This is a genomic window from Enterobacter roggenkampii (assembly GCF_001729805.1).
Taxonomy (GTDB): domain Bacteria; phylum Pseudomonadota; class Gammaproteobacteria; order Enterobacterales; family Enterobacteriaceae; genus Enterobacter; species Enterobacter roggenkampii.
In genome coordinates, this window is the sequence record NZ_CP017184.1 from 86,387 (window position 1) to 103,741 (window position 17,355).

Below are 17,355 nucleotides of genomic sequence, written 5' to 3' on the forward strand. Positions count from 1 at the left end.
GAGGACGAAAGCATGAAAATCAGTGATGGAAACTGGCTTATTCAACCGGGCCTGAACGTGACCTGTCCGGTTCAGGTGTTCGACGTGGAGCAGCAGGGCAATGACCTGGTGGTGTACGTGGCGCCGCGCGACGTGCGCGAGCGCACCTGGCAGCTCGACACGTTGATGTTCACGGTGCGTCTGTTTTCCCCGCAGGAAGGGATTGTGGGGGTGCGCATCGAGCACTTCCAGGGCGCGCTGAACAACGGCCCGCACTATCCGCTGAACGTTCTGAAAGACGTGAAGGTCGAGATTGAAAACAACGCCGAATTTGCTGAGCTGAAAAGCGGCAGCGTCAGCGTGCGCGTCACCAAAGGCGAGTTTTGGGCGCTGGATTTCCTGCGCAACGGCCAGCGCATTACCGGCAGCCAGCTGAAAAACAACGGCTACGTGCAGGACAGCAATACCCACCGCAATTACGTGTTCGAACGTCTGGATCTGGGCGTGGGGGAAACGGTCTACGGCCTGGGCGAGCGTTTTACCGCGCTGGTGCGCAACGGCCAGACGGTCGAAACCTGGAACCGCGACGGCGGCACCAGCACCGAGCAGTCCTACAAAAACATCCCGTTCTACCTGACCAACCGCGGCTACGGCGTGCTGGTGAATCACCCGGAAAACGTCTCGTTTGAAGTGGGCTCCGAGAAAGTCTCTAAGGTGCAGTTCAGCGTGGAAGGGGAGTATCTGGAGTACTTCGTGATCGACGGCCCGACGCCGAAAGAAGTGCTGAACCGCTATACCCGCTTCACCGGGCGTCCGGCGCTGCCGCCTGCGTGGTCATTTGGCCTGTGGCTCACCACCTCGTTCACCACCAACTACGACGAAGCGACGGTCAACAGCTTTATCGACGGCATGGCCGAACGGGACCTGCCGCTGCACGTGTTCCACTTTGACTGCTTCTGGATGAAGGCCTTCCAGTGGTGCGACTTCGAGTGGGATCCGGTGACCTTCCCGGACCCTGAAGGGATGATCCGCCGCCTGAAGGAGAAAGGGCTGAAGGTCTGCGTGTGGATTAACCCATACATCGGCCAGAAATCCCCGATCTTCCGGGAGCTGAGAGAGAGGGGCTATTTGCTCAAGCGTCCGGACGGCTCCCTGTGGCAGTGGGACAAATGGCAGCCGGGGCTGGCGATTTACGACTTCACCAACCCGGACGCGTGCCGGTGGTATGCCGACAATCTGAAAGGCCTGGTGGAGATCGGCGTCGACTGCTTCAAGACCGACTTTGGCGAGCGTATTCCGACGGACGTGCAGTGGTTCGACGGGTCCGATCCACAGAAGATGCACAACCATTACGCCTACATCTACAACGAGCTGGTGTGGAACGTGCTGAAAGAGACGGTGGGAGAAGAAGAGGCGGTGCTGTTTGCCCGCTCCGCGTCCGTGGGTGCGCAACAGTTCCCGGTTCACTGGGGCGGCGACTGCTACGCCAACTATGAGTCGATGGCCGAAAGCCTGCGCGGTGGGCTGTCGATTGGCCTGTCCGGCTTCGGTTTCTGGAGCCACGATATCGGCGGGTTCGAAAACACCGCCCCGGCGCACGTCTACAAGCGCTGGTGCGCGTTCGGGCTGTTCTCCAGCCACAGCCGCCTGCACGGCAGCAAATCCTACCGCGTGCCGTGGGCGTACGATGACGAGTCCTGCGACGTGGTGCGCCACTTCACGCAGCTGAAGTGCCAGCTGATGCCGTATCTGTACCGTCAGGCGACGCTGGCGCGCGAGTTCGGCACGCCGATGCTGCGCGCGATGATGCTGGAGTTCCCGGACGATCCGGCGTGCGATTACCTCGACCGTCAGTACATGCTGGGGGATTCGTTAATGGTGGCGCCGGTGTTCTCCGAGGCGGGCGACGTGCAGTTCTACCTGCCGGAAGGGCGCTGGACGCACCTGTGGCACAACGACGAAATTCAGGGCAGCCGCTGGCATAAGCAGCAGCACGATTTCATGAGCCTGCCGGTCTACGTGCGCGACAACACGCTGCTGGCGCTGGGCAACAATAACCAGAAGCCGAACTACGCGTGGCACGAGGGGACGGCCTTCCAGCTGTTTAACCTGGACGATGGCGCAACGGCGGTAAGCGAAGTGCCTGCGGCGGACGGCGCGGTGGCGTTTACGCTGAAGGCGTCACGTCGGGGCGACATCGTGACCTTTACCGGCGCGGGAGACGCGCAAAACTGGTCGGTGTGTTTGCGCAACGTGCATAAAGTGCGCGGCGTGAAGGGCGGCTCGCACGCGGGCAGCGAGTGGGGCGTGGTGGTGAAAGCCGAGGGGGATGAGGTGGCGGTTCAGCTCTGAGGTGGAAAATGCCCGGTGGCGCTGCGCTTACCGGGCCTACGGTAATTATGCGGTCTGATGCCCTCACCCACAGGGAGAGGGAACCAAAACCTCGTAGGCCGGGTAAGGCGAAGCCGCCACCCGGCTTTTTACTGTGCCGGCGCCATCGCCGACACCACGCCGCCCGTCATCATCTGCTCTACCTGCTGCTTATCCATATTCACCGCGCTCAGCTTCCCATTCACCGTTGGCTTCAGCGGCGCACTGGCCTGCACGCTGCCGCTGGCGGTGAGCTGAATATTGCCGTCACCTGCAATCGGCAGCGCAGGCCAGCCCCACTGCTGCAGCACGCTGAGCGGAACGCCGCGCCCGTTGAGGCTCACCGTGGTCTGCCGCTGCGGCAGCTGGGAAACGGTCGCCGTGGCTTCCAGAATACCTTTCTCGGTAAACGCGCTCAGGTCGGTAATATTCACCGTGGCGGCGTTGGCATTCAGCGCCAGCGACGGACGGCGCACGTCCACTCGGTTAAAGGTCGCCGCCGCGCCGTTCAGGGTTGCGCTGCCGCCCCAGACGCCCCACTGGCGATCTTTCACCAGCTGCAGGTTTGCGCCATAGCCGTCCAGAGAGGTGATCTGCCACGGGAAGGCGGGATCGATGTCGATCACCAGGTTGCGGCTCAGGCCAAATTTTTGCAGCGTGACGCTGTTCAGCCATTCCGGCAGAGGCGCCATCCACAGCGCTTTCCAGTTCTGCGGCAGGGTATACTCCAGCCCGGCAATGGCGACATCGTCCAGCACCAGCGCTTTACCGTCGCGCAGCCAGTTACCGGACGTGCGCACCATGCCGCCTTCCCAGCGGGAGGTGAACTGGCGCAGCGCCATGCCCTGCGGGGAAAACTCCGCATTCAGGATCGGATCAAAAAGATGCAGCGAGCCGTAGATAAACTCGCTGGCGTTCATCGACAGGCGGCCTTCCTGGCTCTGCCAGTCACCTTTGCTCAGCGTCAGGTTGCGCAGGCTTAAATCGAGGTCGGTCACCGCCCAGTCCGGACCCTGAAGCCGGGCGTCGGTCACGTCCAGACGACCAATCTGCAGAGAGGGGATAGTGGCGAGCGGTGCGAAGAACGCCGTCAGCGTTTTATCGCTCTGCAGGCGGATCTCGTTCAGGCGCATCGTGTCGATAATCCAGCTCCCGTCGGCGTTGCGCAGGGCCGAGCCGGTGAGCGAGCCCCGGGCCATATCGGCGCCGATCGTATTCAGCACCACTTCCTTGCCGTTAAGCTGGCCCTCGATCAGCACGTTGGTGGCCGGTACGCCGTTGAGGGTTAGCGAGCCTGCGCTCATCTGGATCTGCGCGTGATTACCCAGCACGTTGCCCGCTTCTGGCTGCCATGGGCTGACGCCGCCCGTCACCTTCTGCGCGCTCAGATCCCATTCGGTATTCGGGCTGTTAAAGGCCATATTGTTCAGCTGCAGGCGATCCGCCTGGAAGGGCAGCGGCGCGGTCTGCGGGGAGAGATTCAGCGTGCCGTCGAACAGGGTGATGGTATCCATGTGCAGCGGATCGGTTATCTGGCGGCTGCTGAGGCCGATATCCACTTTTTTGGCCACCAGCGTGGCGGGTTTACCGTCCCGGCCGAAGGTGACGTTTTCCAGAATGATGTGGGATGGTGACGAAAAGCGGTGATTCATCTTGTCGAAACTGAGCTCGTAGTCGGTATTCACCGTTACCCAGCTGCTGACCTGAGTCGCGCCCCAGCGGGTCTGGAGCAGAATATAGAGCGCCAGTATCACAATGAGCAGGGCTACCAGAAGATAGACGAGCAGCTTTCCAATAAATTTCATGGTCTTCCATCCCGCAAAACGCACATAAGGGAGTTATGCACGATTTATGCGCAATCCTCAAGGCGGGAATGGTGTAAATAGATGTCACGGCAGACATTGACTGCCTGCCGTGAAGGGGATCAGTTCTTTTCAGGCGGGAAAACGAGGTTCAGCACGATAGCGGTGATACCGCCCGCGGCAATGCCGGAAGAGAGCAGGTTTTTCACCCAGTCCGGGGCAAACTGCAGGATCAGCGGCTGCTGAGAAACGCCCAGACCGACGGCCAGCGACAGCGCAATAATCATGATTGCGCGGCGGTTCAGCGGCTCGCGGGAGACGATACGCACGCCGGAGGCCGCGATCGTCCCGAACATCACCAGCGTTGCACCGCCCAGCACCGGCTCAGGGATGTGCTGCACAAAGCCGCTCACCGCCGGGAACAGGCCGAGGACGATCAGCATCAGCGCCACCACGAAGCCGACATAGCGGCTGGCCACGCCGGTCAGCTGGATCACGCCGTTGTTCTGACCGAAGCAGGAGTTCGGGAAGGTATTGAAGACCGCAGAGACAAACGAATTCAGACCGTTCGCCAGCACGCCGCCTTTCAGGCGCTTCATGTACAGCGGGCCGGAAACGGGCTGCTCGGAGACGTCGGAGGTGGCGGTGATGTCGCCGATGGTCTCCAGAGAGGTGATCATAAAGACCAGCATCAGCGGCAGGAGCAGGCCCCAGTCAATGCCCAGACCGTAATACAGCGGCGTAGGGACAGCGATCAGCGCGCTGTTGGCTGGCGCGGTGTTCTCCGGCAGCATGCCCAGCGCCCACGCCAGCAGGTAGCCTGCCGCCATGGCGATCACCAGCGAGGCGACGCGCAGGTAGGGGTTACGCTGGCGGTTAAGCAGAATAATGATGGCCAGCACGACGCCCGCCAGCAGCAGGTTTTTTGGCGCGCCGAAGGTGTGGTCGCTCATCGCGGCATAGCCGCCGCCGATGGAGGTGAGGCCCACCTGAATCAGCGACAGGCCGATAATCATCACGACGACGCCGGAAACCAGCGGGGTGATAACGCGGCGAGCCAGATGCAGAACGCGGGAGATCACCATCTCCGTGCAGCTGGCCAGCATCAGCGTGCCGAACAGCGCCGCCATCATGGTCGGGACATCCGCGCCGCCGGTTTTCAGGGCCGTACCGCCCATGATCAGCGGCGCCACAAAGTTAAAGCTGGTGCCCTGAATAGACAGTAAACCCGACCCCACCGGACCCCACGCTTTAATCTGGATAATCGAGGCCACGCCGGAGGCGAAGAGAGACATGCTGATAATGTGCTGCGTGTCCTGCGCCGGTAAACCGAGCGCCTGACAGATCAGCAGCGCCGGGGTGATCACCGCAACAAACATCGCCAGAAGATGCTGGCAGGCGGCGAAAAGCGTCTGCGGCAGCGGCGGGCGGTCTTCAAGGCGGTAAATCAGTTCGCTATTTTGCTTCTGCGCAATCGGTTGCGCATCAGGCGACTCTATGGTGTTAACGGACATCGGCGGCAATCCCACGGTGGAAAAGCGGGCATTTTATCTGACCACCTGGTAAAAGCAAACGATTGCCAGCAAAAAAAGACAAGAAAATCTGCCGCTGTGAGCAGGTTTTCTACATCCGCTGAGGAAAAAAAATTACACTTTTTGCGCCGGAAGCTCATGAAGAGCGCAAACCGGCCCAGGATAACGCCGCGTGTGTATGGAACACGCGCAAAAAAGGAGCCTTCTATGATTCATCTCGATACGTTGTCGACCCTTGTTGCCGCAACGCTGGTGTTACTGCTTGGCCGTAAGCTGGTACATAGCGTTTCCCTTCTGAAAAAATACACCATTCCTGAACCTGTCGCTGGCGGCCTGCTGGTGGCGCTGGCCCTGCTGGTGCTCAAAAAAAGCATGGGCTGGGAAATCGATTTTGACATGTCCCTGAAAGACCCGCTGATGCTGGCCTTTTTTGCCACCATCGGCCTGAACGCCAACCTGGCAAGCCTGCGGGCGGGCGGTAAGGTGCTCGGCGTATTTTTGATTGTGGTGGTGGGGCTGCTGCTGATGCAAAACGCGATTGGCATCGGCATGGCAACCTTGCTGGGGCTGGACCCGCTGATGGGGCTGCTGGCGGGGTCGATTACGCTGTCAGGCGGTCATGGTACCGGGGCGGCGTGGAGTAAATTGTTCGTCGAGCGCTACGGTTTTGAAAATGCAACGGAAGTGGCGATGGCCTGTGCCACCTTTGGCCTGGTGCTGGGTGGCCTGATTGGCGGCCCGGTGGCGCGTTATCTGGTGAAGCATTCCACCACGCCGAACGGCAGGCCGGACGACGAGCTGGTACCGACCGCCTTTGAAAAGCCTGACGTTGGGCGCAGTATTACCTCGCTGGTGCTGATTGAAACCATCGCGATGATCGCCATCTGCCTCACCGTGGGCAAAGTGGTTGCGCAATGGCTGGCGGGCTCCGCGTTTGAGCTGCCGACGTTTGTCTGCGTGCTGTTTATCGGGGTGATTCTGAGCAACGGCCTGGCGCTGATGGGCTTCTACCGCGTGTTTGAACGTGCGGTGTCGGTGCTTGGCAACGTCTGCCTCTCGCTGTTTCTGGCGATGGCGCTGATGAGCCTCAAGCTGTGGGAGCTGGCCTCCCTGGCGCTGCCGATGGTGGCGATTCTGGCGGTGCAGGCCCTGTTTATGGCGCTGTACGCCATGTTTGTCACCTGGCGGATGATGGGCAAAAACTACGATGCGGCGGTGCTGGCGGCGGGTCACTGCGGGTTTGGTCTGGGGGCAACCCCAACGGCTATCGCCAACATGCAGGCGATCACCGAACGCTTCGGGCCATCGCACATGGCGTTTCTGGTGGTTCCGATGGTCGGGGCGTTCTTTATTGATATCGTCAACGCGCTGGTGATTAAGCTGTACCTGATGCTGCCGATGTTCGCCTGAAATCAGGCGTTGGAATAGCGTTCGGTTTCCGGCATCCAGCGCTCAATTAACGCTGCCGCCTGTTCGGGGTAGCGTTCATGAATGTGGCGGGCGAGGCGCTGAACCTCGGGGATCATGGCCTGATCGCGCAGTAAATCCGCGACTTTGAATTCCGCATTCCCCGTCTGACGCGTGCCCAGCAGTTCACCGGGGCCGCGGATCTCCAGGTCTTTTTGCGCAATCACAAAACCGTCGTTGCTGTCGCGCAGCACCTGCAACCGCATCTGGGCGGTTTTCGAGAGCGGCGCTTTGTAGAGCAGGACGCAGTGGGACGCTACCGCGCCACGGCCGACGCGCCCGCGAAGCTGGTGGAGCTGGGCAAGTCCAAGGCGCTCCGGGTTTTCGATAATCATCAGGCTGGAGTTCGGCACATCCACGCCCACTTCGATGACCGTGGTCGCGACCAGCAAATGCAGCTCGCCCTGTTTGAACGACTGCATCACCGCCTGCTTTTCAGCGGGCTTCATGCGTCCGTGAACCAGACCCACGTTTAGCTCCGGCAGGGCGAGCTTTAACTCTTCCCACGTGGCTTCGGCAGCCTGCGCTTCCAGCAGTTCCGACTCTTCAATCAGGGTACAGACCCAGTAGGCCTGACGCCCTTCGTGGGTGCAGGCGTTGCGCACGCGGTCGATGATATCGCTGCGACGCGTGTCAGGAATGGCAACCGTCGTGACCGGCGTACGGCCCGGGGGGAGTTCGTCGATGGTGGAGGTATCCAGATCGGCGTAAGCCGTCATCGCGAGCGTGCGCGGGATCGGCGTGGCGGTCATGATCAGCTGATGCGGGTGGAAGCCCTGCAGCAGTCCCTTTTCCCACAGCGCCAGACGCTGATGCACGCCGAAGCGGTGCTGTTCATCGATAATCACCAGCGCAAGGCCGTTGAACTGCACCTGCTCCTGGAAGATAGCGTGCGTGCCGACAATCATCTGCACCTGCCCGCTGGCGATGGCTTCCTGCTGCGCAAGGCGCGCTTTGCCCTTTTGTTTTCCTGCCAGCCAGCCTACTTCAATCCCCAGCGGCGCGAGCCAGGCGCGGAAATTGTTGGCGTGTTGTTCCGCCAGCAGCTCGGTCGGCGCCATTAACGCAACCTGTTTACCGTGGGCAATGGCGCGCAGGGCTGCAAGGGCGGCAACCAGCGTTTTACCGGAGCCTACATCGCCCTGTACCAGGCGCATCATCGGCACGTCGAGCGCCATATCGCGTTCAATCTCGGCGGTGACGCGCGCCTGCGCACCGGTGGGTTTAAACGGCAGAGAGGCCAGCAGCTTATCTTTGAGCGCATCGTTCTGGCTTAACGGCTGAGCGTGGAAACGCTGCGCGCCAGCGCGAAGCGCCAGCATGCTCAGGTTATGGGCCAGCAATTCCTCAAGGATAAGACGCCGTTGGGCGGGGTGTTTGCCGCTTTCTAAGTCGCTGAGCTGCAGCGTGGGCGGCGGACGGTGCAGGGTTCGCAACGCTTCGGGAAGGCTCATCATGCCCTGCGCCAGCTCGGGTGGCAGCAGCTCGGGAATGGCGCAGGTATCCAGCAGCTCCAGCGCCTGATCGGTGAGCTTACGCAGCGTCGCCTGCTTGATGCCTTCGGTCGTCGGGTAAACCGGGGTAAGCGTCTCCTGCAGTTCCGGCGTGCTGAGATCGCCCTGCACGCGGTACTCGGGGTGGATCATCTCTGCGCCGTATTTCCCGCGTTTGGCTTCACCATAGGCCAGTACTCTGCGGCCTGTCGCCAGGCTGTTTTTCATCGCCGCGCTGAAGTTGAAGAAACGCATGGTGAGAATGCCGGTGCCGTCGCTGATCTGGCAGGTCATCATCCGGCGTCCGCCGAAGGTGATGTTGCAGTTCAGGACTTCGCCTTCAACGGTGGCGTAAATGGCGGGAAGGAGATCGCCAATCTTATAAAGCTGGGTGCGGTCTTCATAACGGAGGGGGAGGTGAAGCAGGAGATCCTGCACGGTGTGCAGGCCAATTTTGGCCAACTTACTGCTTTGAGCCGCGCCCACGCCCGTCAGGCTGTTGAGCGGGATAGCATCCAGCAGGCGGCCCTTCATCGCTTACCCGGCGTACTGCATGGTGGCCCACCACTCGGCATCGGCTTCAATTTCGCCCTGCGCGTTGACGTGGGGGTAAGGCAATTTTTTCTGCTTCGCAACGCGAGCCAGCACCGGATAACCACCTTCAAACAGCAGGCGCTGCTGTTCATCTTCCGGCAGCATGCTGTTGCTACGCTCGTACATGCCGGCGTTCTGACGCTGGCGCTGCGCTTCATACAGAATGAGCGCGGACGCCACGGAGACGTTGAGAGACTGGACCATGCCGATCATCGGAATGATGATGTCCCGATCCGCCAGATCCAGCGCTTCCTGTGAGATCCCGGTTTTCTCCTGACCCATCAAAATGCAGGTCGGGCGAGTGTAGTCGATCTCGCGAAAATCCACGGCTTTAGCGGACAGGTTAGTGGCAAGGATCTGCATCCCGCGCCCTTTCAGGTGCGAAACGGCATCGCCAATTGTCTGGTGAGATTTGACGGAAACCCAGCTGTTACTGCCTGCCGCCGCCGAGACCATGGTGCGCATCCGGTGACCCGGCCAGACGGCGTGCACTTCATGCACACCGACGGCATCGGCGGTACGGACGATAGCAGAGACGTTATGCGGTTTATGGACCTGCTCCATGCAGACCGTCAGGTCAGGCTGACGCCTGGCGAGCATTTCGCATATCCGCGCGTAACGTTGTGAATTCATACCACTAGTTTCGGTTACGGGTGACTTTAATCACGTCCGGCATGACGCGGATCTTGCGCATGATATTCGCCAGATGCACGCGGTCGCGGGCGGTCAGACGAATAAAGGCGCTGTACACGCGGCCATCTTTTTCTTCCGTATTCAGGCTTTGAATATTGGAAGAGGCCGTGTTGATCGCTGCCGTCAGGTTCGCCAGGGCACCCTGGTGGTTGAACATATCCACCTTAATCTCGGTGATAAATTCCTGCGCCGTCTCTTTATCCCACTCGACCACCATAAACTTCTCGGCTTCTTTCTGGTAGCCGCGAATGTTACGACAGGATTCGTGGTGGATAACCAGCCCTTTACCTGGGCTGACGTGCGCAATAATCGGGTCGCCTGGAATTGGACGGCAACATTTTGCGAAGGTGATCAGCACCCCGTCCGCGCCTTTGATTGGCAGATGAGCATGGCCGGATGCGCCTGGCGCAGAAGGTATTGCTTCGCCCTGCTGCAGGTTTTTCGCCACCACGACGCTCATGGCGTTGCCCAGACCAATTTCCGCCAGCAGATCGTCAAGAGACGTGAGCTTCATACGGTCGAGCTCGCGCTGGATATGCTCCGGTGGGATCTCAGCCAGCTTACGGCTGCCGCCCAACGCGTGGTTGAGCAGACGACGCCCCAGGCTGACAGAATCATCACGCTTGAGATTTTTCAGCAGCTGACGGATTTTAGCGCGCGCTTTGGAGCTCACGACAAAGTTTAGCCAGGCCGCGTTCGGACGTGCGCCCGGTGCGGTAATAATTTCCACCGTCTGGCCGCTGGCGAGCGGCTGAGACAGCGGGTAAGGCTGTCTGTCGACGCGCGCGCCCACGCAGGCATGGCCGATATCGGTATGCACGGCGTAAGCGAAGTCGACCGGCGTTGCACCCGCAGGGAGTTCGACAATGCGACCTTCGGGGGTGAAAACGTAAATCTCATCCGGGAAGAGATCGGATTTCACGCTCTCGATAAATTCAAACGAGCTGCCCGCACTCTGCTGAAGTTCCAGCAGGCTCTGCATCCAGCGCTGGGCGCGGATTTGTGCGGTCGTACTGCTTTCGCCACCGTGCTCTTTATAGGCCCAGTGCGCGGCAACACCCATCTCTGCCATCTGGTCCATGTCTTCGGTGCGAATTTGCACCTCAACAGGCACGCCGTGCGGCCCGATCATCGAGGTGTGCAAAGATTGATAGCCGTTCGCTTTTGGAATGGCGATGTAATCTTTCATCCGCCCCGGACGCGGTTTGTAGAGGCTGTGCATCTGCCCCAGCACGCGATAGCAGGTGTCCGAGTCATGGACAATGACGCGGAAGGCGTAGATATCCATGATCGAGTGAAAACGCTGCTCCTTGAGTACCATTTTGCAGTAGATGGAGTACAGGTGTTTCTCGCGACCGCTGACGCGGCACGGAATTCCCGCTTCCTGCAAGCGCCCTTCGATTTCAGAGAGGATCTTTTGAATCATCTCCTTACGGTTGCCGCGTGCGGCTTTCACCACCTCTTTAATCACGCGATAGCGGTTCGGGTACAACGCTTCAAAACCCAGCTCTTCCAGCTCGGTTTTAATGTGGTGAATACCTAAACGGTGCGCCAGCGGACTGTAGATTTCGAGGGTTTCACGGGCAATGCGGCGACGTTTATCCGGGCGAAGTGAGCCCAGCGTGCGCATGTTGTGGGTGCGGTCAGCGAGTTTGATGAGAATGACGCGGATATCCTGCACCATCGCCATAATCATCTTGCGGAAGTTTTCGGCTTGCGCCTCTTTCTTGTCGCGGAAATTCAGCTTATCAAGCTTAGAGACCCCTTCCACCAGTTCGGCAACGCTTTTGCCAAACAGCTGTTCCATGTCCTGGTAAGTGGCAGGGGTATCTTCAATCACGTCGTGCAGCAGCGCGGCCATCAGCGTTTCGTAGTCGAGTTTCATCTCGGCCAGAATACAGGCCACCGCTACCGGGTGCGTGATGTAGGGTTCACCGCTTGAACGTGTCTGGCCCTCGTGAGCGTCACGTGCAACGAGATACGCCTGCTGAAGACGCTTAATCTGGTCTTCAGGCAGGTAGATTTGAATCAGTTGATTCAGGCTTTCAAACAGATACAAGGGCGACCCGCAGGTTTAATTAACGACGACCTTCAGCAATAGCGGTTACGGCCTGCAGTTCTGCGGCTTCCTGCTCTTGCTGCTCCTGGCGCTCACGCACGTCGAGGATCTGGTTGTTGATCAGACCTTCTTCGATTTCGCGAAGTGCAATAACGGTGGTTTTATCGTTTTCTTCCGGTACCAGCGGATCTTTACCGCCTACCTGCATCTGACGAGCGCGACGCGCGGCGACCAGCACCAGGTCAAAACGGTTACCAATTTTCTCTACAGCGTCCTGAACAGTTACGCGTGCCATACTTAAAATGCTCCACAGGTGAAGAAATGACTGGGCATGATACTGAAAGTGGGTTCAGTCTGCCAACAGTTTGGTGATTAATGCGTCATGTCGCTGCTTCTGGCGGCTCATACGCAGACGTTCTGCACGAAGAATGGTTTTGAGATCGCTCAGTGCGGCATCAAAATCATCATTCACAATAAGGTAATCATATTCCGCGTAATGGCTCATTTCTGCAACAGCCTGTTCCATACGCTTTGCGATGACTTCTTCGCTGTCCTGACCGCGGCCACGCAGGCGGCGATCCAGCTCATCTTTCGATGGCGGTAAAATAAAGATACTGCGCGAGTCAGGCATTTTCTTGCGAATTTGCTGTGCACCCTGCCAGTCGATATCCAGGAACACATTCACGCCCGTGGCCAGAACCTGCTCAATGGTTTCACGCGAGGTACCGTAGTAATTACCGAATACTTCCGCGTGTTCAAGAAACGCGTCTCTGCCGATCATCGCTCTGAACTCGTCGTGATCCACAAAGAAATAGTGTTCGCCGTGCACTTCACCCGGACGCGGTTGACGCGTGGTGTGAGAAACAGAAACCTGTGTGTCGTACAACGGTTGGGTTTTTAACAGTGCCTGAATAAGGCTGGATTTACCCGCGCCACTAGGGGCAGAAACAATATAAAGCGTGCCTTGAGCCATGAGAGTCTTTTGTATGTGTTAACAAAGAAGTCCTACATACGGGCTTATTATACACGTCACTGCCGTGTGACGTAGCCTTTGTCACACTTTTTCCCCTGGATTATTGAATTTTGCGTGCCGTTTTCAGGTTTTATCTGGGGTTTTCAGCAATCCAAAGAAATACCGGATAGCGTCTCGCATTGTGAATCGTTGCCGTTAGCGTTGTTTCAGGCATCGGGATATACCTCCTGCAACACAAAGGAGGAGTAGCAATGTGGCGATGGATAAGCGGGTTAATGCTCTTGTGGAGTGGCTATGGCGCGGCGGTGTGCCCGGTGTGGTCGCAGGCAAAAGCTGAGAAAGAGATGGCGTCGTTAAGCGCGCAAATCAAACGCTGGGATGACGCTTACTGGAAGCAGGGCGTGAGCGAGGTCAACGACGAAGTTTACGACCAGCTTAACGGGCGCTTAATGCAGTGGCAGCACTGTTTTGGCAGTGAGCCTTCAGAGGAGAAACTCCCTGCGCTGGTGGGAAGCGTAAAACATCCTGTTGCCCATACGGGCGTACATAAAGTGGCCAGCAAAGAGGAGTTGAGACAGTGGATGCGTGCGCGGCAGCATCTGTGGATGCAGCCCAAAGTTGACGGTGTGGCGGTAACGCTGGTCTATCGTGACGGAACGTTAACCCAGGCCATCAGTCGTGGTGATGGCCTGAAAGGGGAAGACTGGACCGGGAAGGTGCGTTTGATCCCGACTATTCCGCAAAAGCTCACCGGCAAGCTCGCGAACAGCGTCTTACAGGGCGAGCTTTTCTGGCTAAGCGACAATCACATTCAGCGGCAGATGGGCGGGATGAACGCTCGCGCAAAGGTGGCGGGGGCGATGATGCGGCAAAAGGATAACTCGGTTTTGAGCAAGATCGGCGTGTTCATCTGGGCCTGGCCGGATGGGCCGAAAGATATGCAGACATCTTTAGCTGAACTGTCTCAGGCCGGTTTTACGCTGTCGGCACGGTATACGCTACCCGCCGATTCTGTTGATGCCGTCGAGAAACAGCGCGCCGCCTGGCACGTAACCGGATTACCCTTTGCCACGGATGGAATTGTGGTGCGTTCGGAGGATGCGCCCGCAGGGGAAGGCTGGTTACCGGGCGAAGGCAACTGGCTGGTTGCGTGGAAATATGCGCCTGCAGCCCAGGTGACCGAGGTGAGTGATATTCATTTTTCCGTGGGGCGAACGGGCAAAATGTCCGTTGTAGCCGCACTGGAACCTGTGCAATTGGACGATAAACAGGTACGGCGGGTGAGTCTGGGCTCGGTGGAGCGCTGGCAGAGGCTGGATATTGCCTCAGGGGATCAGATACAGGTCAGCCTGGCCGGGCAGGGTATTCCCCGGTTTGATAAGGTGGTCTGGCGCGGGACGGACAGACATAAACCCGAGCCTCCAGCCTCGCGTTATCATGCGCTGAGCTGTTTCTATGCTTCTCCGGAATGTATGGAACAGTTCTTTGCCCGACTGACCTGGCTCAGCTCAAAGCAGGTACTTGATATTGAAGGATTAGGCGAGTCAGGCTGGCGCACCCTCTGGCAGGCACATCATTTTGAACACCTCTTTTCGTGGCTGTTATTAACGCAGGCGCAAATGCAGGCTACGCCTGGCTTTTCCTCCGCGCGCGGGCTGGCGCTCTGGCATCGATTTAATCTGGTGCGCGAGAAGCCATTTATCCGCTGGCTCATGGCATTGGGTGTTCCGCTGACACAGGCTTCGCTGAAGGCGATGGGGAACGTAACGTGGCAGACGTTGAGCGGACGTAACGCAAAGGACTGGCAAAGCCTGCCGGGAACGGGAGAGAGGAAGGCGCGACAAATTGTTGCCTTCATCCACGACCCTGGCGTTGCCGGGCTGGCATCCTGGTTAGGCAAGCAGGGTCTGCCTGGATTTTAGAGCGAGCTTGCTTTAGCTTTGCGCCAGGGGGTATGTCTGTCTGGCGAACTGAAGGTTTCGCGGAGCTGATCGTAGTCATAGATGTGGCGGCCGCCATCAATTACCGGGATAAGTGTGGGAGCCTGATAGCACGCCGCAAGCACCGAGCTGCATTGATCAACACCCGTTGTGATTCCAAGCCACGTCAACATCAACTCATAATTGCTTGCTGTGGGCCACGCTTCATGCACCCACCCCACCGATCTTTTTTGAGCATTCAGGGCTTGCTGGCTATACCAGATAAACTGGGGGACCTGGTAAGCCTCTTTGCTTGGGTTGCGTGAGCCATGCATATAGATGGAGTTCAGTTGCGGGTTTTTTTCCAGCCCATGGTCTGAAAAATAGAGCAGAGAGGATGCGCTGCCCTGCAGACGTTTAGCTACTTCGCCAATGAAGTAGTCGGTAAACAGAATCGCATTATTGTAGCAATCTTCATACTTGTTGCCGGTATGCAGAATATTTGCGGATGGCGGATACCGATCGCAGGCCATCTCATGACTGCCGTTGATATGCAGGAAAATTAACTTCCTGCCGGGTGCTTTAAGCGCCTCATCCAGGGCAGGTAAAAGTTCGGTGTCATAACGGGTGTCAATCCACTGAGCTTTATGGCTAATAGAGGCAATCGCCACAATATAGTTATTGCTCTTGCCTGTATTACCCTGGGCGCTAATCCATTCGGTGTGATAGCCCGTTTTTTTAGCGACGCTAACGATATTGTCAGCAAGCTTATCGGTGGTGAAGTGGTCTGGATCAGCTTTACTTAATATCATCGGCACGGAAAGCACGGTGGCTGACGCAGGGGCAATAGCATTGCTAAAAATGAGGGAGTCCTTCGCCAGCAAGGATTCCACTGGCGTGGTATCCTGGTGAAAACCGTAGAGCTTCATATTGCTGCGACGTGCGGATTCACCCACGATAACAACATAGTTTTCGATGCCCGTTTCATGATACTGCAACGCAGGATAATTGACGCTGTGCTGGCTAATTTTCTCCGCCAGCGCGTTATCGCGATGGGCAATAATGAACTCTGCGCCGGTGTAAAATGGCGTATTGGTTAAAATCCGGGAGCTTAGCGGATAATAAACTTCAAGGTCGTGGCGTTTTTTTAGCCAATTTGCCGTCGAATACCAGCCAAAATAAACGGCAAGCAGAACGAAGCCGATAGTTTTGACGCGGGAAGAAACATGCTCGCTAGCTGCTTTGATTGCGAACCAGGTGACAATAAAGTAAGCAAACGCGGCTGGTAAACAGTGCAGGTATAAACCTGACATGCTTTTCGCTTCGGCTACGTGAGTGCCGAGAATACTCATCGCGAATACCGTGTTAAATTCGCTCTGGTAGACGCTCCAGGTACTGTAAGCAATCGCAAAATTTAACGTGAGCAGGGCGGTTAAAAAAAATGCGAGGATCTTGCCGGGAAGCGAGCGAAAGATTGCTGCGGCGCAAACCAGTAAAAGCGCATTACAAATCGCAATGCGCACTGCGAATCGTGCAGGTTGCGTTAAAAATACTGGCCATAACTGAATCAGCACGGAAACGAGCAGCAAAATTAAAAAATGGCTGCTGAGTTTTTTATTAATAATCAGGGCTGACGTTTTGGCAAAGGACATTGTTTTAACGCAAGTTTATGGGGACAAAGATGCGACAGTTTATCGCGTTTGGCCCGGTTATATGAGATAACAAAAAGTGCTTTTTACTACTTTGTTGTGGTTTTGTTGAGAATTCAATGTGTGTCCTGCGTGTAATGAAAAACAGGCAATCCCAGTTTTAAGCGCAGTGCCAGCAAGCGAGCCGTAAAGCCAAATAATAACGTGGCAATGACCACAACATCATGGCTCGAAACATAATGTTGTAAAGCAATATACAGAACGGCAGACGCAAAGGATATTCCGGCGTAAAGCTCTTTCTGGAAAACCAGTGGAATACGCTTGCAGAACATATCGCGCAGCACACCGCCGAATACGCCCGTGACCACGGCGGCAATGGTAGCGATAACAGGTCCTTCCCCCATATCGAGCGCGATTTGTGCTCCGATAATCGAGAAAACCACCAGACCTAAAGCGTCAAGGACTAAAAACAGGCGGCGAAGATGGGGCATGACGGGCGCCACTATGGTAGTTAACACGGCTGCTGTCGCCACGATAATGACGTACTCGGGGTGTTTGACCCAGCCAAGCGGATAATGTCCCAGCAGAATATCGCGTACCGAGCCGCCGCCCAGCGCGGTCGCTGTAGCAATAATGATCACGCCGAAGGTGTCCATACGGCGACGTCCGGCAGCAAGTGCGCCGGTCATGGCTTCTGCGGTGATGCCAATGAGATAAAGGATGTGAAGCAGCATATTTCCTCCGGTGTGAACGCGGGGGAGGTTAGCGATTTGTGCGCAAGATCACGATTGAGTTTTTCTAAGGCGACTGCGTTTGCCCTATAAA

12 protein-coding genes are annotated in these 17,355 nt (G+C 57.4%); 3 read left to right on the top strand and 9 right to left on the bottom strand.

What is annotated here, in order from left to right:
* Positions 1-12 precede the first annotated feature (12 nt).
* A complete protein-coding gene (gene yicI, locus BFV67_RS00375; RefSeq protein ID WP_069597723.1) occupies positions 13-2,331 on the top strand; it encodes an alpha-xylosidase in 2,319 nt (772 codons plus the stop codon).
* Positions 2,332-2,459: 128 nt separating this feature from the next.
* On the opposite strand, the gene BFV67_RS00380 is transcribed toward yicI, so the two are convergent.
* Positions 2,460-4,154 (bottom strand): AsmA family protein, encoded by a 1,695-nt coding sequence (locus BFV67_RS00380; RefSeq protein ID WP_069597724.1) that lies wholly within the window; start codon positions 4,152-4,154, stop codon positions 2,460-2,462.
* Positions 4,155-4,273: 119 nt separating this feature from the next.
* On the bottom strand, positions 4,274-5,665 hold the full coding sequence (gene xanP / locus BFV67_RS00385) for a xanthine/proton symporter XanP (protein ID WP_023326426.1): 1,392 nt from the start codon (positions 5,663-5,665) through the stop codon (positions 4,274-4,276).
* Positions 5,666-5,890: 225 nt separating this feature from the next.
* On the opposite strand from xanP, the gene gltS reads away from it, so the two are divergent.
* The gene (gene gltS / locus BFV67_RS00390) at positions 5,891-7,093 is read left to right on the top strand and encodes a sodium/glutamate symporter (protein ID WP_023293746.1); all 1,203 of its coding nucleotides are present in this window, start codon (positions 5,891-5,893) and stop codon (positions 7,091-7,093) included.
* Between the two features lie 2 nt (positions 7,094-7,095).
* On the opposite strand, the gene recG is transcribed toward gltS, so the two are convergent.
* Genes recG through gmk form a run of 5 tightly spaced genes read right to left on the bottom strand, consistent with a single transcriptional unit; the run spans position 7,096 to position 12,962 of the window.
* Positions 7,096-9,177, bottom strand: coding sequence for an ATP-dependent DNA helicase RecG (gene recG, locus BFV67_RS00395; protein ID WP_069597725.1), 2,082 nt, complete (start codon positions 9,175-9,177; stop codon positions 7,096-7,098).
* 3 nt (positions 9,178-9,180) lie between these two features.
* The gene (gene trmH, locus BFV67_RS24080; RefSeq protein WP_021242410.1) at positions 9,181-9,870 is read right to left on the bottom strand and encodes a tRNA (guanosine(18)-2'-O)-methyltransferase TrmH; all 690 of its coding nucleotides are present in this window, start codon (positions 9,868-9,870) and stop codon (positions 9,181-9,183) included.
* Between the two features lie 4 nt (positions 9,871-9,874).
* Positions 9,875-11,989: a bifunctional GTP diphosphokinase/guanosine-3',5'-bis pyrophosphate 3'-pyrophosphohydrolase gene (gene spoT, locus BFV67_RS00405; RefSeq protein ID WP_069597726.1), complete on the bottom strand. Its 2,115-nt coding sequence runs from the start codon at positions 11,987-11,989 to the stop codon at positions 9,875-9,877.
* A 19-nt stretch (positions 11,990-12,008) separates the two neighbouring features.
* Positions 12,009-12,284 (bottom strand): DNA-directed RNA polymerase subunit omega, encoded by a 276-nt coding sequence (rpoZ, locus tag BFV67_RS00410; RefSeq protein ID WP_000135058.1) that lies wholly within the window; start codon positions 12,282-12,284, stop codon positions 12,009-12,011.
* 54 nt (positions 12,285-12,338) lie between these two features.
* Entirely contained in the window at positions 12,339-12,962 is a 624-nt protein-coding gene (gmk, locus tag BFV67_RS00415; protein ID WP_008502674.1) for a guanylate kinase, read from the bottom strand.
* Between the two features lie 251 nt (positions 12,963-13,213).
* Between gmk and ligB the strand changes: the two genes are divergently transcribed.
* Entirely contained in the window at positions 13,214-14,884 is a 1,671-nt protein-coding gene (gene ligB / locus BFV67_RS00420) for an NAD-dependent DNA ligase LigB (RefSeq protein WP_069597727.1), read from the top strand.
* On the opposite strand, the gene BFV67_RS00425 is transcribed toward ligB, so the two are convergent.
* Together BFV67_RS00425 and BFV67_RS00430 are read right to left on the bottom strand one after the other, a co-directional pair.
* Entirely contained in the window at positions 14,881-16,533 is a 1,653-nt protein-coding gene (locus tag BFV67_RS00425; RefSeq protein ID WP_008502676.1) for a phosphoethanolamine transferase, read from the bottom strand. The genes ligB and BFV67_RS00425 overlap by 4 nt on opposite strands.
* 113 nt (positions 16,534-16,646) lie before the next feature.
* On the bottom strand, positions 16,647-17,264 hold the full coding sequence (locus BFV67_RS00430) for a trimeric intracellular cation channel family protein (RefSeq protein ID WP_008502677.1): 618 nt from the start codon (positions 17,262-17,264) through the stop codon (positions 16,647-16,649).
* Between the last annotated feature and the right edge of the window lie 91 nt (positions 17,265-17,355).

What these genes read in the sequence shown, in the direction of transcription:
- yicI (WP_069597723.1), top strand. Translation starts at nt 13, where the DNA reads ATGAAAATCAGTGATGGAAACTGGCTTATTCAACCGGGCCTGAACGTG.
- BFV67_RS00380 (WP_069597724.1), bottom strand. Translation starts at nt 4,154, where the DNA reads ATGAAATTTATTGGAAAGCTGCTCGTCTATCTTCTGGTAGCCCTGCTC.
- xanP (WP_023326426.1), bottom strand. Translation starts at nt 5,665, where the DNA reads ATGTCCGTTAACACCATAGAGTCGCCTGATGCGCAACCGATTGCGCAG.
- gltS (WP_023293746.1), top strand. Translation starts at nt 5,891, where the DNA reads ATGATTCATCTCGATACGTTGTCGACCCTTGTTGCCGCAACGCTGGTG.
- recG (WP_069597725.1), bottom strand. Translation starts at nt 9,177, where the DNA reads ATGAAGGGCCGCCTGCTGGATGCTATCCCGCTCAACAGCCTGACGGGC.
- trmH (WP_021242410.1), bottom strand. Translation starts at nt 9,870, where the DNA reads ATGAATTCACAACGTTACGCGCGGATATGCGAAATGCTCGCCAGGCGT.
- rpoZ (WP_000135058.1), bottom strand. Translation starts at nt 12,284, where the DNA reads ATGGCACGCGTAACTGTTCAGGACGCTGTAGAGAAAATTGGTAACCGT.
- gmk (WP_008502674.1), bottom strand. Translation starts at nt 12,962, where the DNA reads ATGGCTCAAGGCACGCTTTATATTGTTTCTGCCCCTAGTGGCGCGGGT.
- ligB (WP_069597727.1), top strand. Translation starts at nt 13,214, where the DNA reads ATGTGGCGATGGATAAGCGGGTTAATGCTCTTGTGGAGTGGCTATGGC.
- BFV67_RS00425 (WP_008502676.1), bottom strand. Translation starts at nt 16,533, where the DNA reads ATGTCCTTTGCCAAAACGTCAGCCCTGATTATTAATAAAAAACTCAGC.
- BFV67_RS00430 (WP_008502677.1), bottom strand. Translation starts at nt 17,264, where the DNA reads ATGCTGCTTCACATCCTTTATCTCATTGGCATCACCGCAGAAGCCATG.